The 23,703-nt window shown below is 65.8% G+C and carries 16 protein-coding genes and 1 other RNA gene; 8 read left to right on the plus strand and 9 right to left on the minus strand.

What is annotated here, in order from left to right; all coding sequences use genetic code 11:
- Positions 1–27: 27 nt before the first annotated feature.
- The 9 genes from AC6LJ2_RS19115 to ompA all read right to left on the minus strand — a co-directional run bounded on the left by AC6LJ2_RS19115 (position 28) and on the right by ompA (position 12,453).
- Positions 28–2,769, minus strand: coding sequence for an NfrA family protein (locus tag AC6LJ2_RS19115; protein ID WP_498151946.1), 2,742 nt, complete (start codon positions 2,767–2,769; stop codon positions 28–30).
- Complete coding sequence (locus AC6LJ2_RS19120; RefSeq protein WP_498151947.1) at positions 2,766–4,478, minus strand: glycosyl transferase family protein; 1,713 nt, start codon at positions 4,476–4,478, stop codon at positions 2,766–2,768. The genes AC6LJ2_RS19115 and AC6LJ2_RS19120 overlap by 4 nt, the downstream gene beginning before the upstream one ends.
- Positions 4,479–4,496: 18 nt before the next feature.
- On the minus strand, positions 4,497–6,710 hold the full coding sequence (locus AC6LJ2_RS19125) for a hypothetical protein (RefSeq protein ID WP_498151948.1): 2,214 nt from the start codon (positions 6,708–6,710) through the stop codon (positions 4,497–4,499).
- Positions 6,711–6,745: 35 nt separating this feature from the next.
- A complete protein-coding gene (gene wecB, locus AC6LJ2_RS19130) occupies positions 6,746–7,906 on the minus strand; it encodes a non-hydrolyzing UDP-N-acetylglucosamine 2-epimerase (RefSeq protein WP_445658463.1) in 1,161 nt (386 codons plus the stop codon).
- A gap of 406 nt (positions 7,907–8,312) precedes the next feature.
- Positions 8,313–8,702, minus strand: a transfer-messenger RNA (tmRNA) gene (gene ssrA, locus AC6LJ2_RS19135).
- Positions 8,703–8,794: 92 nt separating this feature from the next.
- Positions 8,795–9,973 carry an MFS transporter gene (locus tag AC6LJ2_RS19140; protein WP_498151949.1) on the minus strand — a complete coding sequence of 393 codons (1,179 nt, stop codon included), beginning with the start codon at positions 9,971–9,973 and terminating at the stop codon, positions 8,795–8,797.
- Positions 9,974–10,303: 330 nt separating this feature from the next.
- Positions 10,304–10,978 carry an HAD-IA family hydrolase gene (locus tag AC6LJ2_RS19145; RefSeq protein ID WP_263910674.1) on the minus strand — a complete coding sequence of 225 codons (675 nt, stop codon included), beginning with the start codon at positions 10,976–10,978 and terminating at the stop codon, positions 10,304–10,306.
- Positions 10,975–11,703 carry a bifunctional 2-polyprenyl-6-hydroxyphenol methylase/3-demethylubiquinol 3-O-methyltransferase UbiG gene (gene ubiG / locus AC6LJ2_RS19150; protein ID WP_263910675.1) on the minus strand — a complete coding sequence of 243 codons (729 nt, stop codon included), beginning with the start codon at positions 11,701–11,703 and terminating at the stop codon, positions 10,975–10,977. The genes AC6LJ2_RS19145 and ubiG overlap by 4 nt, the downstream gene beginning before the upstream one ends.
- Positions 11,704–11,859: 156 nt before the next feature.
- Positions 11,860–12,453: an outer membrane protein OmpA gene (gene ompA, locus AC6LJ2_RS19155; protein WP_183003882.1), complete on the minus strand. Its 594-nt coding sequence runs from the start codon at positions 12,451–12,453 to the stop codon at positions 11,860–11,862.
- Between the two features lie 413 nt (positions 12,454–12,866).
- On the opposite strand from ompA, the gene gyrA reads away from it, so the two are divergent.
- The 8 genes from gyrA to rpsA all read left to right on the plus strand — a co-directional run bounded on the left by gyrA (position 12,867) and on the right by rpsA (position 23,703).
- Positions 12,867–15,533: a DNA gyrase subunit A gene (gyrA, locus tag AC6LJ2_RS19160; RefSeq protein WP_263910676.1), complete on the plus strand. Its 2,667-nt coding sequence runs from the start codon at positions 12,867–12,869 to the stop codon at positions 15,531–15,533.
- A complete protein-coding gene (serC, locus tag AC6LJ2_RS19165; protein ID WP_498151950.1) occupies positions 15,533–16,663 on the plus strand; it encodes a 3-phosphoserine/phosphohydroxythreonine transaminase in 1,131 nt (376 codons plus the stop codon). The genes gyrA and serC overlap by 1 nt, the downstream gene beginning before the upstream one ends.
- The gene (pheA, locus tag AC6LJ2_RS19170; protein ID WP_263910678.1) at positions 16,656–17,741 is read left to right on the plus strand and encodes a prephenate dehydratase; all 1,086 of its coding nucleotides are present in this window, start codon (positions 16,656–16,658) and stop codon (positions 17,739–17,741) included. Before serC ends, pheA begins: the two co-directional genes overlap by 8 nt.
- A 7-nt stretch (positions 17,742–17,748) precedes the next feature.
- Positions 17,749–18,870 carry a histidinol-phosphate transaminase gene (hisC, locus tag AC6LJ2_RS19175; protein ID WP_498151951.1) on the plus strand — a complete coding sequence of 374 codons (1,122 nt, stop codon included), beginning with the start codon at positions 17,749–17,751 and terminating at the stop codon, positions 18,868–18,870.
- A gap of 14 nt (positions 18,871–18,884) precedes the next feature.
- On the plus strand, positions 18,885–19,769 hold the full coding sequence (locus AC6LJ2_RS19180; protein ID WP_263910680.1) for a prephenate dehydrogenase: 885 nt from the start codon (positions 18,885–18,887) through the stop codon (positions 19,767–19,769).
- A 5-nt stretch (positions 19,770–19,774) separates the two neighbouring features.
- Positions 19,775–21,097, plus strand: a complete 1,323-nt coding sequence (gene aroA, locus AC6LJ2_RS19185) for a 3-phosphoshikimate 1-carboxyvinyltransferase (protein ID WP_498151952.1) — start codon at positions 19,775–19,777, stop codon at positions 21,095–21,097.
- Positions 21,098–21,148: 51 nt separating this feature from the next.
- Positions 21,149–21,817 carry a (d)CMP kinase gene (cmk, locus tag AC6LJ2_RS19190; protein ID WP_445658466.1) on the plus strand — a complete coding sequence of 223 codons (669 nt, stop codon included), beginning with the start codon at positions 21,149–21,151 and terminating at the stop codon, positions 21,815–21,817.
- A 173-nt stretch (positions 21,818–21,990) separates the two neighbouring features.
- Positions 21,991–23,703: a 30S ribosomal protein S1 gene (rpsA, locus tag AC6LJ2_RS19195; RefSeq protein ID WP_263910684.1), complete on the plus strand. Its 1,713-nt coding sequence runs from the start codon at positions 21,991–21,993 to the stop codon at positions 23,701–23,703.

A 23,703-nucleotide genomic window follows, 5' to 3' on the forward strand; every position in this document is an offset into this window, starting at 1 on the left:
CTCCTGAAAAAAGGGGGGGGGGGCGGCTCAGTAGGACAGGGTCAGGTTGATGAACAGGCCCTTGGCCCGGTCGGCTTGGCCGCCGCCGATATTGAAGCGGTATTGGGTGGTCAGGTCCAGGTACGAACGCGGCGCGTTGTAGTGGTCTTCGCGGAACCAGTAGCGGATGTTGAAACCCGGGCCGGCGCCCATCGACCACGATGAGCCGTCGCCCAACTGGTTGTACGAATCGGTGCCGTCGATGTCCAGGCCGCTCAGCCGGTTCTTGTTCCAGAGCCAGTCGATGCCCACCACGGCATAGGGGAAGAACACCAGGCGTTCGCTGATCGGATCGACCCGATAGCTGCGGCCCACGCGCAATTCGCCGGCGCCGAAGGCCTGGTCGCGCTTGAGTTTGCCGGTGGTCTTGTCGGTGTCGGCGCCCGTGGTGTTGTTGCGCTTCCAGAGACGGGCCGACATGTCCTGCCAGGAATAGCCCGCCTGCACGTAGCCTTCCATGGTGAACCAGTCGGGGCGATCGATGCGCAGTGTGGTGCCTTCGTACATGCCGTAAGTGACATAGGCCAGCCAGCCGCCGCTGCCGGCGTCCGTCTTGTAGTGGGCTGTCTGGTTGCTGTTGTTCAGGCTGCAGCGCAGATTGTCAGGCTTCGGGCTGAACGTGCCTTGGCGCGTGGCGGTACCCAGGTTGAACTGGCGCTCCAGGCCGAACGTCAGCCCCACCTCGGTGGAGGGCGTGAAGCGCATGCCCAGCGATCCCACCGTGGTGGGAATGCCCGAAATGCCCTGGTTGCGGGTCTCATCCACATTGATGGAATTGCCGGTGCAAGGGTCGGACACCGTCTGGCTGGCGGTCTTGCCACCCTTGTTGTACAGCGTGTTCGACAAGCGCCCGTACAGCTCGAAGGTCTGCGTCGACGAGTTCAGGAAGTCCGACGGCCGCCAGAAGATTTCCGTGGTGCTGAAGATGGCGTCGCCGGGCACGGTGATGGCCGCGCCGCCCAGTCCCGACGAGGCGGGCCGCGCGCCACGATAGCCGGCGGACACATAGCCGCCCCATTCACGCGACAACCCGGCGATGCCGCTGCGGGTGTCAAAGCGCTGTTGCGGCGTGAGCTCCAGCCGGCCGGCGTCGGCCTCGTCGATGGCTTGCTTCAGCTTGTCGACCGCACCGCGCTTGTCGCCCACGCCGGACAGCGCGTAGCCCTCGTCCAGAATGACCGTGGGCGGGGCCTTGCCGGTGGCGCGCGCCGCCTGGAAGTCCTGCAGCGCCAGCTTGGGCTGGCCCATGCGCTGGTGCAGGTAGCCGCGTTGCATCAGCAGGGCGGGGTCATCGGGCTGCGCAGCCAGCGCGTCGCTCATGCGCTTGTCGGCCTCGGCGAGCTGCGCCGCGTTGCCGGCGGCCAGTGTTGTGGTCAAGAGGCGCTGCAATTCCTTGTTGCTGGGGTCCTGTTCCGACGCCTTGCGAGCCTGGGTGATGGCTTCCTGGTAGTCCTCGCGCGCGTAGGCCGCGTACGCCAGCGACGCCGGGCCGCCGCTGCCCGCGGCGTCGGACGGCAGCAGCTCGCAGGACGTGCCGTAGGGCGTATCGCGGCAATCCTGCACCGGGGCGGGGTAGTTGGCCAGCGTGAGCGTAGCCGGCACTGTCGGCGCCGAGCGGGCGCGCTTGATGCGGGCCGTCGCGGCTTCGTCCTTGGCGCCCAGGGGCTGCACCAACGCCAGCGCGCGGGCGGAGTCGCCGCCGGCGAGCGAGGCATCTGCGGCAATCAGGCGCACATTGCGGCGCTGGTCTTCATCCAGCCAGTCCTGCTTGAGCGCTGCATCGAAATCGGCATTGGCCAGATCCGTCTTGCCCTGGCGCTGGCGCAGGTAGCCGCGCATCAGCAGGGCGACGGTGTTCTCGTCGTCCTGCTTCAAGGCATCGGTGGCGGCGTCTTCGGCGGCGGCCAATTGGTTGTCCAGCATCAGTGCCGTCATCAGCAAGAGGCGGTGGCTGGCGGTATCCGGGGCCAGCGCCACCGCTTCGCGCGCCAGCGGCACCGCGTCGCCGGTGCGATTGGCGATCAGCGCCTGGTAGCCTTGCTCGGCGGGCTTGATCGCCAGGCGCCGCTTCATGGTGGTGCGGCGCGCGGTCAGGTCGTTCTTGTTGGGGGCACCCAGCGCGATGGCCTTGTCCGCGGCGGCTTCGGCCTCGGCGTACTTGCCCTGGGCCTCCAGCGCGTCCAGCCACAGCATGGCCCAGGCCCCTTGCTTGGGGTCGTTGCGGAAGGCCTGCTCGGCGCCGCGCTGCGCGGCCGGAAAGTCGCCGCGGTTGTAGTCGGCATAGGCGCGCGTGGCGATCGGAAAGCCGCGGCGGTAGGCCGCCGTGGTGCCTGGTGCGCCGCCGGCCGCCGCCCCCGCCGGTTGGGCGGCACGGGGCCGCAGGTTGGCGCGTGCCTGGCGCAGGCCCGGTGTGTCCAGCCCGCTCTTGATCGCGTCGGCTGCCGCCTTGTCGGCCTCTTGCAACTTGCCCTGCTTTTGCAGCGAATAGATCAACAGAAGGCGCAAGCGTTCGACGTCCGGACGCAGTGCAATGGCGGATTCAGCCTGCTGCTGCGCCAGCGCGTAGTTGCCGGCATCGTAGCTCTTGTAGCCTTCGTCGGCGAACTGGTAGGCGGCGCCTTCCAGCGGAGCCTCCGCGGCGCGCGGCGCGGATTGGGCCTGGGCCGGCCCGGCGTTCCCGGCGCAAGCCAGCGCGGCGGACAGCAACAACGATCGGGTCAGTGGCTTCATGGGGTCGCGGGTTTTTCGTCGGTATGCGCCGGCGCGGCAACGGCCGCCGTGGTGCCGGCCTGGCCTCCCTGCTGGAAGTGAATGGCTTCTTTCAGGGTGCCTTCGTCCAGCCAGCCTTGCTCCATCAGGATCTCGCCCAGCGGTCTTTTGTCGCGCGCCTGGATTTCCAGCGCGCGCGCCAGTTTATCTTCGTCGATCGCCTGCCACGACAGCAGCAGTTCACCCAGGCGCTGGCGCTGCTGGGCCAGTTGGTCGGTGGACGGGAAGTCGTGCATGGTCTTGTCCCACGCCAGCCGCTTGCCCGTGATCAGGTGGCCGATGAACAGCTTCCAGGCACGCGCCGCAGCCATGGCATTGATGAAATTGCCTACGATCATCCGCGGAATCGACAGCAGTGCGTGTTCCCAGCCATACATGCGCCCCACGAAATAGGCTCGCTGCACCACCCGCAGCAGCAGCGCCACCGCGTTGATCCACATCAGCGTCACCAGCCAGCCGCCCGGTTTGAAATACGACGGGTAATACACCTTCCACCAGCCGAACAGGTCCGCCAGGTAGAACACGAAGAAGTTCGCCAGCAACAGATACGCCAGGATCGCAATGAATGACGTCACCAGCCCCTTGCGATCGCGGAACAGCAGGTACTTGGTCGCCCATGACCCCGTCCAGCCCACCTGTTGCCAGCCCTGAAGCCCGATGCCCAGCGTCCAGCGCGCTTTCTGCCGGTAGGCGGTGCGGAAGGTGTTGGGGAAGTACTCGCGCACACCCAGCGGCATGTGCACGCTGGAGATCTTCTCTTTGCCCAGGCCGAACCAGGCGTGGCGGCGGGTCACGTATTCCACGCCGAACTTGCCGAAGATCTGGCGCATGCCGCGTTGCGCCAGCCGCGCACCGATGTCGTAGTCTTCGGTCAGCGTGTCGGTATTGAAGGGCTGGTTATTGGTCTCGTTCGCCAGTTCGACCAGGGCGCGGCGCGAAAAGCAGGTGCCCACGCCGGCCGACGGCACCATCTTGGACAGGCTTTCGCGCACCACCAGGTCCTTGGTGTGCCATTCGGCGAATTCGTCCATGTAGGTGCCCGCCACCAGTTCATGCCAGTGGCGTTCCAGCGAGGTCACCGGCAGCTGGATGAAGTCGATGCGTGGCAGCAGGTAGTTGTAGTACTTGAGCTCCAGCGGGTGCAGCACGTCTTCGCTGTCGTGCAGGATCACGCCGGCAAACGGCACCGGCTGCTTGGCATCCTGCGCGAAGATCGCCTGCACGATCCAGTTCAGGCAGTCCGCCTTGCAGGTGGGGCCATCGTGCGGCACTTCCACCCGGATCAGCTGGCGGTAGCGTCGACGCATCCGCTCGACCTCCTTGATCGTGCGCTCGTCGTTCTGGTAAGTGCCGGCAAAGATCATGTAGTTCTTGTATTCCAGCGTCGACACCATGGTCTCGAGCATCGACGCGATCACGTCGTACTCCAGCCAGGCCGGCACCATGATCGCCAGCGGCTGTTCTTCTTTGGCGCGCAGTTGCGAGGCCGTCAACGGTGCATAGCGCCGCTTGATGGTCAGCGAGCGCCAGGCCTCGCGCACCCAGTACCAGGCATCGATGAACAGATCATCCAGGCTCGAAAGCAGGATGATCACGCCAACGATGGCGGTCACGATCTCCAGGCCGCGGTAGTAATCGGCGATGAGATAGGGCCAGTAAAGCGAAGACATGGGCTGGCGCGTCCTGGATTACTTGCTGTCCTTGTTCTTTCTGCGGCTGGCACGCATCGCGAAGATCAGGATCAGCAGCAACACCAGCAGGCTGATGCTGACCGCCGGCACGCTCCACGAGATATAGCGGCGCCATTCGAAGAACGCGCTTTCACCGGCGCCGGGCGGATGGCTCGCGTCGGGGTTGGCGCTGTCGATCCAGGCCACCGGGCCCGCGGCGCCGATGATCGCCACATTGCCGCGGTTCAGCACGAACGGCGCATCCAGCATGCCGGCGCGCTGGCCCAGGGTGTGCCACAGCACGCCGTCCTGGCCGCTGGCGCTGATGACTTCGGCCGTGCTCAGGTGATCCAGTCCGGAAATGTCCAGCCAGGTTGCGTTCTTGCCGTCCACGCGCAACTGCTTGCGGTCGGTGACCGTGACCATCGGCTTGGCGCCGTCCACGGCCACTTCCATCGCCAGGAACGGGCGGGCGGGCTTGACCGCCTGGCCGCCTGCCGCCACGGTGAGTTCGGCGCGGGAGGTCGAGACGCCGCTGGCCGAGGCAATGCCGATCAGGCGCTTGAGGTTGTCGGGGGCGTCGGCCAGATAGCTGTCGGGCACGATCACCTGCGGGCTGCCGGCAAGCAAGGGCAAGAGCCCCACGAAGGTGCCGTCCGGCTCGGCCCGGTCAGGCTTCACGTAGCTGGTCGGCAGCACGTTCACCGGGTAGCCCTGCGGAATCTCGTTGCAATCGACCGACACCGGCTGGCGCTGGAAAGTCACGCGCACGGCGTTGGTGACGCCCAGCGCGTAGCCGGGCACGCGCGCCGTCAGGCGTTCGGGCTTGCCATCCGCATCCAGCTGCTTGGCGGCCAGCAGGATACCGTTCCAGAACACCGATGCCACTGGCCGGGTCGACGACGCCCCGGGCGCGGCCGATACGTCCATGACCAGCTCGCCGGGCATCCGGCCATCGGACGACACCGCAGCCAGCGGGAAGGTCGTGTTCCAGTCGCCGCTGGCCACCACGTTGAAGCTGTTGGGCGAGCCGCCCAGCGCCGTCAGGCGCAGGCCGCCGTCCTTGAAGGTTTCGGGCGGCATTGCAGTCTTGACCTGCACCTGGCGCGTCACCAGGATGCGGCGCCAGGCGGTGTCGAACGCCCCCGCGCCCTGCGCGCCGGCATCGGCGGCCACCGCGATCACGGCCTGGCGGCCCATGGCGGCCAGACGGATTTCCTTCGATTGCAGGTCGGCCGCCGCCAGCGGCGCGCGGCGCGCGCGCCAGGTCTTGAAGGCTTCGGCGGCATCCGCGTCGGAGGCAAACTGCGATTGCAGCGCATCCAGCGCCTCGTTCAGCTTGGCGCGCAGCCCGGCATCGGCGATCACGACGTCGCCCGCCACGGCCGGCGCGCCCATGACCAGCAGTGCGCCGATCTCGGCGGGATTGGCCAGCTTGTGCTTTTCGTTGCCCGTCAGCGCGGCGAACGCGGGGACGTGCGACAGGCCACCGGGGGCCTGCAGGCCACGCGTGTCGATCTCGTCGCCCACGGCCGGAAAGGCCCGCACCGCGACGCGCTTGCCGGCGCGTTCCAGCGCCACGCCGATGCGCCAGGCGCTGTCAAAGGCCTGCTGGTCCAGCTTGGCGCCCGCCACGATCAGGGTCGGCTTGCCGGGCAGGGTGCCCCAGGCGTCATCCAGGTTGCCGATGGCCGAGGCGTCGTAGCGGTAGGTCAGGCGCGTCTGCGGTGAAATCGTCAGCGCATTGGCGGTAGCGCGATTGCTTTCACAGTGGCGCAGCGCGATTTCCGATTGCCAGTCCACGCCCACCCGTAGAAAGCCGCTTTCGCGGCTGCGCGGATCCACGGCGAAGCCGCGCGCCACCGTCCCGTCGCCGTCGGCGATGCGCTGCGCGTTCAGCGGCACGCCATCGGCCCACAGCACCAGGCTGGTGCGGCCCGGTTCGCCCTTGGTGTATTTGGCGTCGAAATTCAGCGTGGCATCGGCAATCGGCACGCCGCGCGGCACCGGCAGGTAGAACTCCTGGCGCGCGTCGCTGTTGCTCAGCACCACCGGCTCGCCGATCCCCAGATCGGCCAGCGTGGTGTTGCGCGTCACCCAGTCATCGCCTTGCAGTTGACGCAAGGCGTCTCCGGCAGGGCTGGCCATCGCGCCCAGCGGCAGCAGCAGGCCGGCGGCCATCAGCGCGCGGCAAAGCGTCAGGGCGGCGGGAAAGGGAGTGGGCTTTGACATGGGGGCTCCGGGCGGGGAATGCGGGGCAGAAGGCGTCAGGCCGGCGTGCCGGCGTGGGATCCGTAGGGATCGAATTCGGCGACGGGGCGGCCGCACAGCGCGTCGACGATGCGCTGGCTGGCGTGGCCGTCGCCGTAGGGGTTGATGCGGCGCGAAAATGAGGCGTGCAGGGCGGGATCGTCCAGCAGCCGGTTGACCTCGGCGATGATGCGTTGCGTGTCGGTGCCGACCAGGGCAACGGTGCCGGCCTGCACGGCTTCCGGGCGCTCGGTGACTTCGCGCATCACCAGCACCGGTTTGCCCAGATAGGGCGCTTCCTCCTGCACCCCGCCGGAATCGGTCAGGATGAGATGGGCGCGTTGCATGAACCAGACAAAGTCCAGGTAATCCAGCGGATCGATCAGGTGGACGCGGTCCAGGCCGGCCAGATCCGTCATGACGACATTGCGGACCTGCGGGTTCAGGTGCACGGGGTAGACGATCTGCAGATCCTCGCGGCGGGCCAGTTCGGCGAGTGCGGCGCAGATGTTCTTGAAGCCGCCGCCGAAGCTCTCGCGACGGTGGCCGGTGACCAGCATCAGACGGCGCTTCGGGTCGAGCCAGTCATAGCGAGCTTGCAGGCCGCGCGCCAGTTCGCCTTCGGGCGCCAGCTTGGCGCACGTCATGGCGAGCGCATCAATGACCGTATTGCCCGTCACCGTAATGCGGCCTGCCAGGTTCTCGCGCAGCAGATTGCCGCGCGATTGCGCGGTCGGCGCGAACAGCAGGTCACCGATGGCGTCCACCACGCGGCGGTTCATTTCTTCAGGGAAGGGCATGGCCAGGTTGCCGGTACGCAGGCCTGCTTCCACGTGGCCAATGCGGATGCGGCGGTGAAACGCCGCCAGCGCACAGGCCGATGCCGTGCTGGTGTCGCCATGCACCAGCACGTAGTCCGGCTGCTCTTTTTCCAGCACCTCGTCGACGCGGCTGATCAGGCGGGCATACAGCCCGTTCAGGGTCTGGTTGGGCACCATGATGTCCAGGTCGTGCTGCGCGTGCAGGTCGAACAGCGCCAGCACCTGGTCAAGCATCTGGCGATGCTGGCCGGTCACACAGACGATGCTTTCGATCTGGGATTCGTTCTGCAGCGCCGTCACCAGGGGCGCCATCTTGATGGCTTCAGGACGCGTTCCGAATAGGGAAAGTATCTTCATCGCTGTTGAGCGGCCCAAGCCGGTGGCATTTTCTTGCGTTTATTATGTCTTGAAAGTATTCGTAATATGTGACGGAGTATTTCCCGAGCTTCCGAATAGCTGGCAACAATTTGCGAAATTGCCTTGGGGTAAACGAAAGCGACCTTTCCCATAGAGACGTAAAATGGGGTCGCATCAACTTTCAATTTACTTTCAATGGGGTATCCCGGCGTATCCGGTGAGGTTTCTTTTAGTTACTAATAGGTCGGTGGGAAATATTGCGAATATTGCGGGAAGTGAATATTCGCGATGCATTGATGCCCGTGCAGATCACTCGCATCGATCTTCAAGGCGGGGGCGCAGCCGCGGTCGGGCAAAAAAAATGGCCAACCGGTAAGGTTGGCCATTTTGGCGACATCGCAGTATTTGGTGGAGCCGGGGGGAATTGAACCCCCGTCCGCAAGCCCTCTGCAATCAGTTCTACATGCGTAGTCGATTTATTTAGTTTTAACCTTGGACTTAGCCAACCGACAGGCCGGACCAAAGCGATTCACGTAATTTAAATCTGAGCCGTGTGACCCCAGCGCAGACCGATTCCTTGTGAATGTCGCTGCTGTGGTTCGAGGGTTACCCCCCTAGGAAGTTGCCTTCCTCCACCTGACCCAAGGACAGATCAGTGCAGCGGCTCACCGCTTAAGCGGCGAGAGCGAAACGCTCGTCGTTGGCGTTTGTAGTGTTTCCAGTGGTTTAACGAGCGAACTGGTGCTCGGCATGCCCTGAGTTGTTTCGCGACCCACGTCGAATCCGGATCGGCCCCAAGAACTCTATTGTACTGGTAAACGCAATAGCCTGCTGCCTTTGTGCGCCCCGCCCGTCCGGGGGGGACGCACGCCTGTGCCGCAAGCCGCCTCAAGCCGCGTTGGCGCAAGCCGCCTTGTCGGCCGCACGCGGACGCGAGGCCGCCATCAGCAGGAAAGCCAGGGCCACCGACAGCGCCACGATGGCGGCGGCCGCCCAGCCCAGCGAGGCCAGGCCATACTGATCGATCACGCGGCCGCCCACCACGGCACCCAGGCCGATGCCGATGTTGGCGCCCGAGATATTGAGCGATGCGGCAAAGGCGGGCGCCTCGGGGGCCGACTTCATCAGGCGCACATGGCAGACGATGAACAACGCCGCCTGGGCAATGCCCCAGATCGTCAGCGCCACGGCCAGCAGGCCATGCGATTGCATCACCGGACCGACAAAGACCAGGCCTGCGGCCATCAGCGCCGAAAACAGCGCGGTCGCGCCGAGCGGGCTGCGGTCGACGAGGCGGCCGCCCAGCGTATTGCCAATCAGGCCCACCGCACCGAACGCCATCATGGTCCAGCCTACGATCTGGCCATTGAAGCCTGCCAGGCGCTCCAGCATGTCAGCCAAGTAGGTGTACGCGGTGAACATGCCGGTAAAGACCAGGAGCGACAGCACCACGTGGCCCACCACGATCGGATTGCGCAGGATGCGCAACTGGGTGACCAGCTTGACGCTTTCCGCGCGGATGCGAGTGCTGGGAAAGGCCAGCAAGAGCAGCAGCGCCTTGGCAAACGCCACGACCGACAGTACCCAGAACGCGGCGCGCCAGCCGAAGGCGTCGGAAATCAGCACGCCGATGGGAATGCCGAACACCGTGGCGGCGACGATGCCGAACGCCACCATCGAAATGGCGCGTCCGGCGCGGGCCGGCCCCACCAGTTCCACGGCCGTGGCGCTGGCCAGCGACCAGAACACCGGCAGGGCCAACGCCGGCACGAAGCGGGCGATCGCCATGACCCAGATATTGGGGGCCACTGCCGCCAGGGCGTTGGACAGGCCGAACAGGATCAGGACGCCGATGAACAGGCGTTTGCGCTCGATGTTGGCCATCAGCGCGGTCAGCAGCGGGCCGGTGGCCGCGACGGTGAAGGCGAACAGCGATACCAGCAGGCCGGCCTGGGACACGGTGACCCCCAGGTCGCGAGCCAGGCTGGGCAAGAGGCCGACGATCAGGAATTCCGTGGTCAGGATGGTGAAGCCGGCGGCCGAAAGTAGCAGGATGGGCAAAAGCATAGGCAATTCCTGGTGCGCGCGATGCCGTCGGCAACGCGCGGATAGTGCGGATGGGCGTATAAAAAAGGTCAGGACTGCGCACCGGTAACAGGTCGGTGCGCGGATGCACGAGGGCTGCGTGCCGTCGATGCGGTGAAATCGCTGCGCGGGCAGTGCCGTGCGGCGCCGGCGCTTGCCGGGAAAGGCAATCGGGAAGCACCCGTATTGCTCTCTATGGAGGTACTTTAATTCAACTGCCGCCCCGGATAAAGCGATCTCGGCCGGATAAATTGTTCGGTCAGCTCAACTAATTTGACCGAACGACAGCCATGTCCTGGGCGGCAGGCGCGCTCAGCGCAGGTCGCGCGGCAGCAGCGGCAAGATGGCCTGCCACAGTTCGTCCGGGGTATTGGCGCAGCCATCGGCTTCCCAGGCGTGCAGGTTGTCGTCTTCTCCGACATAACCATAGGCGGCGGCGACGGCCGGCATGCCGGCCGCATGGGCGGCCTGGATGTCGCGCAGATCGTCGCCCACGTAGACGCAGCGATCCACCGAAAAGCCGGCTTCGCGCGCCGCGTGCTGCAGCGGCAGCGGGTGGGGCTTGGCGTGGGCGGTGGTATCGCCGCAGACGAGTACGGCGCTGTCTCGGGTCAGGTCGAGGAATTCAACGATCGGCAGCGTCAGGTAGGTGACCTTGTTGGTCACGATGCCCCAGGACAGGCCGCGCTGGCGGATGTCGTCCAGCAGCGCCTGGATTCCCGGGAACAGCTTGCTGTGGACGGTGGAGCTGGCGGCGTAGTCTTCCAGGAACTGCAGGCGGGTCGGCTCGTAATCGGGGTCCCCGGCTTTCAGGCCGAGCGCCACGCGGAGCAGGCCGCGCGCACCCTGGGAGGCCACCGGCCGCAGGGTTTCGTAGGGCAGGGGATCCAGCCCGCGGCGCGTGCGCTGCTGGTTGGCCGCGGCGGCCAGGTCGGGGGCGGTATCGGCCAGCGTGCCGTCGAAGTCAAACAGGATCAGGGCGCTCATTTGCGGGTAGCCATCAGGTAGTTGACCGAGGTGTCGGACGTCAGCGAGTAGATCTGGGTGATCGGGTTGTATTCCATGCCGCGCATGCCGACCGGTTCCAGGCCCGCGCCCCGGGCGGCCGCGGCCAGCTCGCTGGGCTTGATGAACATGTCATAGGTGTGGGTGCCGCGCGGCAGCAGGCGCAGCACGTACTCGGCGCCCACGATCGCGAACAGGAAAGCCTTGGCATTGCGGTTGAGCGTCGAAAAGAACACCCAGCCGCCCGGCTTGGTCAGCGCCGAGCAGGCGCGCACGATGGAGGCGGGATCCGGCACGTGTTCCAGCATTTCCATGCAGGTCACCACGTCGAACTGGCCGGCTTGTTCCGCGGCCAGCTGCTCGACCGGCACTTTGCGATAGTCGACCTTCACGCCCGACTCCAGGCCATGCAGGCGCGCGACCTTCAGCGACTTGTCGGCCAGATCGATGCCGGTGACGTCTGCGCCCGCGCGGGCCATGGCCTCCGACAGGATGCCACCGCCGCAGCCGACGTCCAGTACCTTCTTGCCGCCCAGGCTGCCCACCGATTCCTGGATCCATTCCAGGCGCAGCGGGTTGATCGCGTGCAGGGGCTTGAACTCGCTTTCGGGATCCCACCAGCGGCTGGCCAGGGCGCCGAACTTGTCCAGTTCGGCCTGGTCGGCGTTGATGGTGGCTTGGGCGGTGTCGGGGGTCTGGGTGGTCATGGGCGGTCCAGCATAAGGCGGCTCTCTATATATAGAGGGGGGCGTGACGCAGGGGGGGGCGTCGCGAGTGCCGGGGTGTTTGCACGATTTTGGTGCAAGCCGGGCGAAAAAAAGGGCCTCGCTATGCGAGGCCCCTTATTGTAGCTAGTCCGGCAATTACTTGCGGCTACCCACGATTTCGATTTCAACGCGACGGTTCTGGGCGCGGCCTTCCTTCGTCTTGTTGGAAGCGATCGGGTTCTTCTTACCCTTGCCTTCCGTATAGATACGGTTGGGATCGATGCCCTTGCTGACCAGGTAAGCCTTGACCGAAGCGGCGCGGCGCTCGGACAGCTTCTGGTTGTAGGCGTCCGTACCGATCGAGTCGGTGTGGCCCACAGCAATGATGGTTTCGAGGTCGATGCCACGGGCTTGCTGGGCGACTTGGTCCAGCAGCTGACGGCCTTCGGGCTTCAGCGTCGACTTGTCGAAGTCGAAGAACGTGTCGGCATTGAAGACGACCTTGGCCGCCATCGGGGCCGGCTTCGCCTTCGCTTGTGCAACCGGAACGCCGTCGCAGCCGGGGATACCGGTGGCCGGGGTCCAGAACGCATCGCGCCAGCACAGTTCGTTCGTACCGTTTTTCCAAACGTTACCGAACGGATTGCGCCAGTTGTCCACCGTCTGCGGATAGGACTGGGCCGAGGCTACACCCGAGGCCGTGACGGCAGCGAAGGCGAGCGCCAGAGCGAATTTGGAGGGTTTGTTCATGTTTCTCCTCGTTGAGCTTGAAGCTGGATAAGTGACTCGCAGCGAACCCCCGCCGCATATCAGGAAAACGGGGCCAGTATAGCAACGCCAAGAGCTGGTTCAAAGGAATAGCTACTGGGTTTCCTGCGTGCTGGAAACAATCTTAAGGCATTTGGGGGGCTTTGGCTTCCCTGGACAGGCGCATTGACGCTGGATATGGCGTTTTCGGCGCTCCATCCGTTTGGCCTGTTGGTTTTTGACAACAGGGCGTCGGGGCGTTGGCAGACGCGTCGGTGCCGCCCGTCGCCAGCATTGGGTCCGGCAGCCGCGCGGGACCGCGGGCGACGCCCTTGGGTCCACGATCCGAATCGAATGATAGAATTTCCTGTTTACCCGGCCCGGGTTCCTCCTTACACGATTCTGTCGTTATATATATGGATTCCTTTGCCAAGGAGACGCTTCCGGTTTCGCTGGAAGAAGAGATGCGCCGCAGTTACCTCGATTACGCGATGAGCGTGATCGTCGGGCGGGCGCTACCGGATGTGCGGGACGGGCTCAAGCCTGTCCACCGGCGCGTGCTCTACGCGATGCACGAGCTGAACAACGACTGGAACCGCGCCTACAAGAAGTCGGCGCGTATCGTCGGGGACGTCATCGGTAAGTACCACCCCCACGGCGACCAGTCCGTCTATGACACCATTGTCCGCATGGCGCAGGATTTCTCCATGCGCTACATGCTGGTCGACGGCCAGGGCAACTTCGGTTCCATCGACGGCGACAACGCCGCGGCGATGCGTTACACCGAAATCCGCCTGGCCAAGATCGCCCACGAGCTGTTGGCCGACATCGACCAGGAAACGGTGGATTTCGGTCCCAACTACGATGGCAGCGAGCAAGAGCCGCTGCTGTTGCCCTCGCGCCTGCCGAACCTGCTGGTCAACGGCAGCTCGGGCATCGCCGTGGGCATGGCCACCAACATTCCGCCGCACAACCTCCAGGAAGTGGTCGACGGCTGCCTGTACTGCCTGCGCAATCCGGCTTGCACGGTCGATGAACTCATGGAGATCATCCCGGCACCCGATTTCCCCACGGGCGGCGTCATCTACGGCATGTCCGGGGTGCGCGAAGGCTACCGCACGGGCCGTGGCCGCGTCATCATGCGCGCCAAGACCCACTTCGAAGACATGGAAAAGGGCAACCGCCAGGCCATCGTGGTCGACGCGATTCCCTACCAGGTCAACAAGAAGACGCTGCAGGAGCGCATCGCCGAGCTGGTCAACGACAAGAAGATCGAAGGCATTTCCGACATCCGTGACGAATCGGACAAGGACGGCATGCGCCTGGTCATCGAGCTCAAGCGCGGCGAGGTGCCCGAGGTTGTCCTGAACAACCTCTACAAGAACACGCAGTTGCAGGACACCTTCGGGATGAACCTGGTGGCGCTGGTCGACGGCCAGCCCCGCCTGCTCAACCTGAAGCAAATGATCGACTACTTCCTGCAGCACCGCCGCGAAGTGGTCACGCGCCGCACGGTGTTCCAGCTGCGCAAGGCCCGCGAACGCGGCCACGTGCTGGAAGGCCTGGCGGTGGCGCTGGCGAACATCGACGATTTCATCGCCATCATCAAGGCGGCGCCGACGCCTCCCGTCGCGCGCCAGGAACTGATGGCCAAGTCGTGGGATTCGTCGCTGGTACGCGAAATGCTCTCGCGCGCCGACGGCGATACGCCGGGCGGCCGCGCGGCCTTCCGCCCCGATGACCTGGGCGTGGAGTTCGGCCTGCAAGGCGACGGCATGTATCGCCTGAGCGACACGCAGGCGCAGGAAATCCTGAACATGCGCCTGCAGCGCCTGACCGGCCTGGAGCAGGACAAGATCGTCGGTGAATACAAGGACGTCATGTCCACCATCGCCGACCTGCTGGACATCCTGGCCCGCCCCGAGCGCATCACGACGATCATCGGCGAAGAGCTGCAGGCCATCAAGGCCGAATTCTCCACCGGCGCCAAGGACTCGCGCCGCTCGGACATCGAGCTGAACGCGACCGAGCTGGACACCGAAGACCTGATCACGCCCACCGACATGGTCGTGACGCTGTCGCATGGCGGCTACATCAAGAGCCAGCCGCTGTCCGAATACCGTTCGCAAAAGCGCGGCGGCCGTGGCAAGCAGGCCACCGCGATGAAGGAAAACGACTGGATCGACCAGCTGTTCATCGCCAATACGCACGACTTCCTGCTGTGCTTCTCGAACCGCGGCCGCGTGTACTGGCTCAAGGTCTGGGAAGTGCCGCAAGGCACGCGCAACTCGCGTGGCAAGCCCATCGTCAACATGTTCCCGCTGGCTGACGGCGAGAAGATCACGGTGGTGCTGCCGGTCAAGGAATTCAGCGAAGATCATTACGTCTTCATGGCGACCTCGCGCGGCACGGTCAAGAAGACCCCGCTGTCCGACTTCTCCAACCCGCGCAAGGCCGGCATCATCGCGGTCGACCTCGACGACGGCGACTACCTGATCGGCGCCGACCTCACCGACGGCAAGCACGACGTCATGCTGTTCTCGGACGCCGGCAAGGCCGTGCGCTTCGACGAGAACGACGTGCGCCCGATGGGCCGCAATGCCCGCGGCGTGCGCGGCATGATGCTCGAAGACACGCAGACCGTGATTGCGCTGCTGGTCGCCGGCGATGAAACCCAGACCGTGCTGACCGCCACCGAAAATGGCTATGGCAAGCGCACCCCGATCGGCGAATACACGCGCCACGGCCGTGGCACCAAGGGCATGATTGCCATCCAGACCAGCTCGCGCAACGGCAAGGTCGTCGGCGCCGTGCTGGTCATGCCTTCGGATGAAATCATGCTGATCACCACCGGCGGCGTGCTGGTGCGTACCCGTGTCGCGGAAATCCGCGAAATGGGCCGTGCCACGCAGGGCGTCACCCTGATCAACGTCGACGACGGCAGCACGCTGTCCGGCGTGCGCCGTGTCGTCGAAAGCGATGCGGACGACGACGGCGACGAGCTGGAAGACGGTCAGGACGCGGGTGGCGATAACGGCGACGACGCCGGCGCATCGGATACGACGGAACCTACGGAGCAATAATGGCCCGCCCCTGGAACTTCTCGGCTGGCCCCTCGGCCTTGCCCGAGGTGGTACTGCAGCAAGCCGCTGCGGAAATGCTGGACTGGCACGGCAGCGGCATGTCCGTGATGGAAATGAGCCATCGCGGCAAGCACTTCGTGCAGATCTGCGATGAAGCCGAGAACGACCTGCGCGAGCTGCTCGGCCTGTCGCCCGACTATGCCGTGATGTTCATGCAGGGCGGCGGTTCCGGCGAAAACGCCATCGTCCCCATGAACCTCATGGGCCGGCGCGGCGCGCCGGCGGCGGACTTCGTCGTGACGGGGCACTGGTCATCGCGTTCCTTCAAGGAAGCCGGGCGCTATGGCGACACCCACGTCGCCGCCACCAGCGCCCAGGCCACCCAGCTGGACGGACGCGAACAGGCGCCGTTCACGTGGGTGCCGCCGACCGACACCTGGAAGGTGCGTCCTGAATCGGCCTACCTGCACCTTTGCAGCAACGAAACCATCGGCGGCGTCGAGTTCATGGATTGGCCGGACACGGCTGTCCTGGGCGCACCCGACGTGCCGTTGGTCGTCGATGCCTCGTCGCATTTCCTGTCGCGCCCCATGGACGTCAGCCGCTGCGGCATGATGTACGCAGGTGCCCAGAAGAACGCGGGCCCCGCCGGCGTGACCATGGTCATCGCCCGCCGCGACCTGATCGGCCATGCGCTGCCGATCTGTCCGTCGGCGTTCGACTACGCCAACGTGGCCGCCGACCACTCGCGCTACAACACGCCGCCCACCTTCGCCATCTACATCGCCGGCCTGGTGTTCAAGTGGGTCAAGGCCAATGGCGGCGTTGCCGGCATGGAAGCCGCCAACCGGGCCAAGGCCGACCTGCTGTACGGCTACCTGGACAGCACCAATTTCTACCGCAATCCCATCCACGCTCCCGTGCGTTCGCGCATGAACGTGCCGTTCGTGCTGCGCGACGAGTCCCTCAACGACGCTTTCCTGCAAGGCGCCGACGCGGCCGGCCTGACCCAGCTCAAGGGCCACAAGAGCGTCGGCGGCATGCGGGCGTCGATCTACAACGCGGTGCCGCTGGCCGGCGTGGCCGCGCTGGTCGAGTACCTGAAGGAATTCGAGCGTCGCTATGGATGACGATCTGCAGCGCAAGCTGCGCCCCTTGCGCGACCGCATCGACGCGCTCGACGCCCAGATCCTGGACCTGCTGTCGCAGCGCGCCCGCGCCGCGCAGGAAGTGGGCGAAGCCAAGCATGCGGCGCATGCCGACGGCCCGGTGCTGCGCCCCGAGCGCGAAGCCGAAGTCATCCGGCGCCTGCAGCAATTGAACCCCGGTCCGTTTCCGGCCGCAGGCGTGGCGTCCGTCTGGACGGAAATCATTTCGGCCTGCCGCGGCCTCGAGCGCGGCATGACGGTCGCCTACCTGGGGCCGCAGGGCTCGTTCTCCGAGCAGGCCGCGCTTGAGCACTTCGGCCATGCCGTGCAGAAACTGCCGTGCGTGTCGTTCGACGAAGTCTTCCGTGCCGTCGAGGCCGGGCAGGCCGACGTGGGCATGGTGCCGGTCGAGAATTCCACCGAAGGCGCGGTCAACCGCAGCCTGGACCTGCTGCTCAATACGCCGCTGCGCATCCTGGGCGAACGGTCGCTGGTGATCCGTCACTGCCTGATGTCGCAGTCGGGCAACATGGACGGCATCAAGACGATTTCCGCGCACCCGCAGGCCCTGGCGCAGTGCCAGGGCTGGCTGACGCGCAACTACCCCGACCTGGAACGCGTGGCCGCGGCCAGCAATTCCGAAGCCGCCCGCCTGGCGGCGTCCGACCCGACCATCGCCGCCATCGCCGGTGAAGTCGCGGCGCCGGCCTGGAATCTGCAGGTCGTCAGCGCAGGCATCCAGGACGACCCCCACAATCGCACGCGGTTCCTGGCCATCGGCAACATCGAGCCCCTGGTCAGCGGCAAGGACAAGACCAGCCTGATCCTGGCTGTTCCCAACCGTGCGGGTGCGGTCTATGAAATGCTGGCGCCGCTGGCGGCCAATGGCGTTTCCATGACGCGCTTCGAGTCGCGCCCGGCCCGCACCGGCGAGTGGGAATACTATTTCTACGTCGATGTCCTGGGACATCGCAATGATCCGAACGTCGCGCTCGCCCTTGATACCCTGCGGGCGCAGGTTGCCTACCTGAAAGTGCTGGGTTCCTACCCGGCGCCGTGAGTCTTCCATGACCAACACCCCCAAGCCTCTCGCCGCTCCCGCCCACGTCAGCGCCATCGCGCCCTATCAGGCGGGCAAGCCCATCGAAGAACTGGCCCGCGAGTTCGGGCTGGATCCGGCCGGCATCGTCAAGCTGGCGTCCAACGAAAACCCGCTGGGCATGCCCCAGTCGGCGCGCGCCGCCATGCTGGCCGCCGCCGAATCGCTGGCGCGCTATCCGGACCCCAATGGCTTTGACCTGAAGGCCGCGCTGGCCGCGCGCTACGACGTACCGATGAACTGGATCACGCTGGGCAACGGCTCCAACGACATCCTGGAAATCGCGGCGCTGGCGCTGCTGGAACCGGGCGCCTCGGCGGTGTACGCGCAGCATTCGTTCGCGGTCTACCGTCTGGCCACGCAGGCCCGTGGTGCGCGCCACATCGTGGTGCCGGCGCAAGACTACGGCCATGACCTGGACGCCATGTTCGAGGCCATCGCCGACGACACGCGCCTGCTGTTCATCGCCAATCCGAACAATCCCACCGGCACCTTCGTGCCGGGCGACAAGGTGGCTGATTTCCTGGAACGCGTGCATGCCGCGCATGGCGATCGCGTCACGGTGGTGCTGGACGAGGCCTACAACGAGTACCTCGATCCGGAACACCGTTTCGACAGCACCGCGCTGGTGCGCCGCTATCCCAACCTGATCGTCTCGCGCACGTTCTCCAAGGCTTACGGCCTGGCGGGCTTGCGGGTGGGCTTCGCGGTGGCGCAGCCGGCCCTGACCGACTTGCTCAACCGCGTGCGCCAGCCGTTCAACGTCAACACCCTGGCGCAGGCCGCCGCCGTGGCCGCGCTGGGCGATGCCGAGTATCTGGAACAGGCCTACGCCTCGAACAAGGCGGGCAAGGCGCAGCTTTGCGCGGCGTTCGACCAGCTCAAGCTGTGCTACGTGCCCAGCTACGGCAACTTCGTCCTGGTGCACGTCGGCGACGCCCCGCGCATCAACCTGGCGCTGCTCAAGCGCGGCGTCATCGTGCGTCCGGTGGCCGGCGACGGCCTGCCCGAGTGGCTGCGCGTGTCTATCGGCCTGCCGCAAGAGAACGCCCGCTTCATCGACGCGCTGACCGCCATCCTGTCCGAATGAACGGCGCTTCCTCTATGCCAGATCAGGGGGCCGCTGGCCCCCTGATTCCTGTGCTGGCGGTGGTGGGCGTGGGCCTGATCGGCGGTTCCTTTGCCGCGGCCTTGCGCCAGGCCGGGCAGGTGGGTCGGGTGCTGGGGGTAGGGCGCAATGCGCAGTCCCTGGCGCGCGCGGTCGAACTGGGCCTGATAGACGAGGCCGTCAGCGCCGAAGACGCCGCTGCCCGCGCCGACCTGGTTTTCCTGGCCACGCCCGTGGGCGGCCTGCGGGACGTGCTCGCGCGCATGCTGCCGCACCTGGCCGACCACGTGGTGCTGACCGATGGCGGCAGCACCAAGGCCGAGGTCGTTGATGCCGCCCGCGCGGCGTTGGGTGGGCGCATCGGCCAATTCGTGCCGGGCCACCCGATCGCGGGCGCCGAACGCACGGGCCCGGAAGCGGCCGACCCGTCGCTGTACCGCGGCCGTTGCGTCATCCTGACCCCGCAGCTCGAAAACAGCGCGGCATCCATCGCGCTCGTGCGCGACGCCTGGCAAGCCTGCGGCGCCAATGTGATCGACATGGACGCCGAGGCGCACGATCGCGTGCTGGCTTCGGTCAGTCATTTGCCCCATTTGCTGTCGGCCGTCTACATGGAGCAGGTCGCCACCGCCGATGACGCCGCGACCCGCCTGGCGCTGGCCGGCAGCGGCTTTCGCGATTTCACCCGCATCGCCGCCGGTTCGCCCGAGATGTGGCGCGATATTTTTCTGTCCAACCGCGGCGCCATGCTGACCGAAATCGCGGCCGTGCGCGCCGTGCTGGATCGTGCCGAGCGCGCGATCGACGGCGGTGATGGCGCGGCCTTGCTGGCGCTGCTGGACACGGCGGCGCGGGCGCGTCGCCATTGGCGCAAGGAGTAGCTGACATGGGCGCTTTGCCTTTCCTGGATCTGCCGCGCGTGCGGCGCGCGCAGGGCGTGATGGTCTTGCCGGGCTCCAAGAGCATTTCCAACCGCGTGCTGCTGCTGGCGGCCATTGCCGACGGCGCCACCACGATCACCGGGCTGCTCGATTCCGATGACACGCGCGTGATGCTGGCCGCGCTGCGCCAATTGGGCGTGGCGGTGTCCGACCTTGAAAATGGTCAGGTCACCGTGCAGGGCGTACGCCGCTTTCCGGCGGATGCCGCCGACCTCTTCATGGGCAATGCCGGTACCGCCATCCGGCCGCTGACGGCGGCGCTGGCCCTGATGGGCGGCGACTACCGCCTGTCGGGCGTGCCGCGCATGCACGAACGCCCCATCGGCGACCTGGTCGACGCGTTGACCGCCCTGGGCGCGCGCATCGATTACCTGGGCCAGCCGGGCTATCCGCCCCTGCACATCGGCCGTGGCCAGATCGCCGCGCCGGCCATCACCCGGGTGCAGGGATCGGTGTCGAGCCAGTTCCTGACCGCCTTGCTGCTGGCCGCGCCGCTGCAGGCGGGGCAGAGCGGCCAGCCCGTCGTCATCGAGGTCGTCGGCGAGCTGATCTCCAAGCCCTACATCGAGATCACCCTGAACCTGATGGCACGCTTTGGCGTGACCGTGCGGCGCGATGGCTGGAGCCGCTTCACCATCGAAGGCGGCGCCCGCTACCGCAGCCCCGGCCGCATCGCAGTCGAGGGCGATGCGTCCACGGCCTCGTATTTCCTGGCCTTGGGCGCCATCGGCGGCGGCCCGCTGCGGGTGACCGGCGTGGGCGCCGACAGCATCCAGGGCGACGTGAAGTTCGCCGATACGCTGGCCGCCATGGGCGCCAACGTCACCTACGGCGACGACTGGATCGAGGTGACGGGCGTGCACGTGGCCGAAGGCGGTCGGCTGAAGGCCTTCGATACCGACTTCAACCTGATTCCCGATGCCGCCATGACGGCCGCTGCGCTGGCCCTGTATGCCGACGGTCCGTGCCGCCTGCGCAACATCGGCAGCTGGCGCGTCAAGGAAACCGACCGCATCCACGCCATGCAGACCGAGCTGGAAAAGCTGGGTGCGCAGGTAGAATCGGGGCCGGATTGGCTGCGCGTCACTCCGCCCGCCGAAGGCGCCTGGCGCGACGCGCACATCGGCACCTGGGACGACCACCGCATGGCGATGTGCTTTTCGCTGGCCGCGTTCGGCCCGGCGGCGGTGCGCATCCTTGACCCGGGCTGTGTCAGCAAGACGTTCCCGGGTTACTTTGATGTCTATGCCGGCCTGGTGTCGGCGTAGCGCTCACGGGCCGCGGCCCCTTCCTTTCCCATGACTTCCACAGATTCAAGCGTGACTTGCACCGCTCCCGTCATCACCATCGACGGCCCTACCGCGTCGGGCAAGGGCACCGTCGCCCATCGCGTGGCCAAGGCGCTCGGCTGGGCGGTGCTCGATAGCGGCGCGCTGTACCGGCTGACCGCCCTGGCCGCCATCAACCAGGGCGTGGACGCTGCCGACGAGCCCGCCGTGGCGCGGGTGGCCGAAACGCTGGATGTGCGATTCGATGGTCCTCACGTCTACCTCGAAGGCGCCGACGTCGGCCACGAGATCCGGCGCGAAGCGGTCGGCAATTTCGCGTCGCGCGTGGCTGCGTTTCCGGGGGTGCGGCAGGCCCTGCTCGAGCGCCAGCGGGCCTTCCGCCTGCCTCCCGGCCTGGTGGCCGACGGGCGCGACATGGGCACGGTGGTGTTCCCGGATGCGTCCCTGAAAGTGTTCCTGGTGGCCGATGTGGTCGCTCGGGCCGAGAGGCGGCGTAAGCAGTTGATCGAAAAGGGAATTTCTGCTAATCTAGATGACCTCCTACGAGATATGCGCGAGCGGGACGCCCGCGACACCCAGCGTGCCACGGCGCCTTTGGCCCCCGCGGCAGATGCAAAGGTACTGGATTCGTCTGATTTGACGATTGCAGAAACCGTGCAGGCCATCCTGGATTTCTGGCAGTCCGCAGCGCAGTCGTAGAGCTCAGTCCGTAGTACCACTTTTTTCTTATAGGCCCTGCGCTAGCCAGGCGACACCCCCACGGGACACCCCGCAAGGGCAAACCGGCAGGCAGGTATTTTGACTCCACTGTGGCGGGCAATCCGCTGCGGTGTGTTCTTAACGGCCATTTCGGCCCAATGGATTTCAACCCCATGTCTTCCGTTTCCACTACCGCCGCCGGCGGCGAAAGCTTCGCCGACCTTTTCGCACAAAGCCTCAAGAGCCAGGACATGAAGTCCGGCGAGGTCATCAGCGCCGAAGTCGTGCGCGTCGACCACAATTTCGTCGTCGTCAACGCCGGCCTGAAGTCCGAAGCGCTGATCCCCCTGGAAGAGTTCCTGAATGACCAGGGCGAGCTCGAAGTGCAACCCGGCGATTTCGTCTCGGTGGCCATCGATTCCCTGGAAAACGGCTACGGCGACACGATCCTGTCGCGTGACCGCGCCAAGCGCCTGTCGGCCTGGCTGCAACTGGAAAAGGCCCTGGAAAACGGCGAACTGGTTACCGGCACCATCACCGGCAAGGTGAAGGGCGGCCTGACCGTCATGACCAACGGCATCCGCGCGTTCCTGCCGGGTTCGCTGGTGGATCTGCGTCCGGTCAAGGACACCACCCCGTACGAAGGCAAGACCCTCGAATTCAAGGTCATCAAGCTCGACCGCAAGCGCAACAACGTCGTGCTGTCGCGTCGCCAGGTGCTGGAAGCCAGCATGGGCGAAGAGCGTCAGAAGCTGCTCGAAACCCTGCACGAAGGTGCGGTGGTCAAGGGTGTGGTCAAGAACATCACCGACTACGGCGCGTTCGTGGACCTGGGCGGCATCGACGGCCTGCTGCACATCACCGACATGGCCTGGCGCCGTGTGCGTCACCCCTCCGAAGTCCTGCAAGTGGGTCAGGAAGTCGAAGCCAAGGTCCTCAAGTTCGACCAGGAAAAGAGCCGCGTCTCGCTGGGCGTCAAGCAACTGGGCGAAGATCCGTGGGTGGGTCTGGCTCGTCGCTACCCGCAAGGCACCCGTCTGTTCGGCAAGGTCACGAACCTCACCGACTACGGCGCGTTCGTTGAAGTCGAAGCCGGCATCGAAGGCTTGGTGCACGTCTCCGAAATGGACTGGACCAACAAGAACGTCGATCCGCGCAAGGTCGTGACCCTGGGCGAAGAAGTCGAAGTCATGGTCCTGGAAATCGACGAAGACCGTCGTCGTATCTCGCTGGGCATGAAGCAGTGCCGCCAGAACCCGTGGGAAGAGTTCGCCACCAACTTCAAGCGTGGTGACAAGGTCCGCGGCGCCATCAAGTCGATCACCGACTTCGGCGTGTTCGTCGGCCTGCCCGGCGGCATCGATGGCCTGGTTCACCTGTCCGACCTGTCGTGGACGGAAACCGGCGAAGAAGCCGTGCGCAACTTCAAGAAGGGCGACGAGATCGAAGCCGTGGTTCTGGGCATCGATACCGACAAGGAACGCATCTCGCTGGGCATCAAGCAGCTGGAAGGCGACCCCTTCAACAACTTCGTTGCCACGTTCGACAAGGGCGCCGTGGTTCCGGGCACCATCAAGTCGGTCGAAGCCAAGGGCGCCGTCGTGACGCTGTCCGTGGACGTCGAAGGCTACCTGCGCGCTTCCGAGATCTCCTCGGGCCGCGTCGAAGATGCCACCACCGTCCTGACCGCCGGCGAGAACATCGAAGCCATGATCGTCAACATCGACCGCAAGACGCGTTCGATCCAACTGTCGATCAAGGCCCGCGACAACGCCGAAACCGCCGAAACGATCCAGCGCATGTCCGATGCCAGCGCCTCGTCCGGCACCACCAACCTCGGCGCGCTGCTGAAGGCCAAGCTGGACCAACAGCGCAACGACGGTTAA

The sequence above is a fragment of the Achromobacter sp. 1014246743 genome, assembly GCF_059760725.1.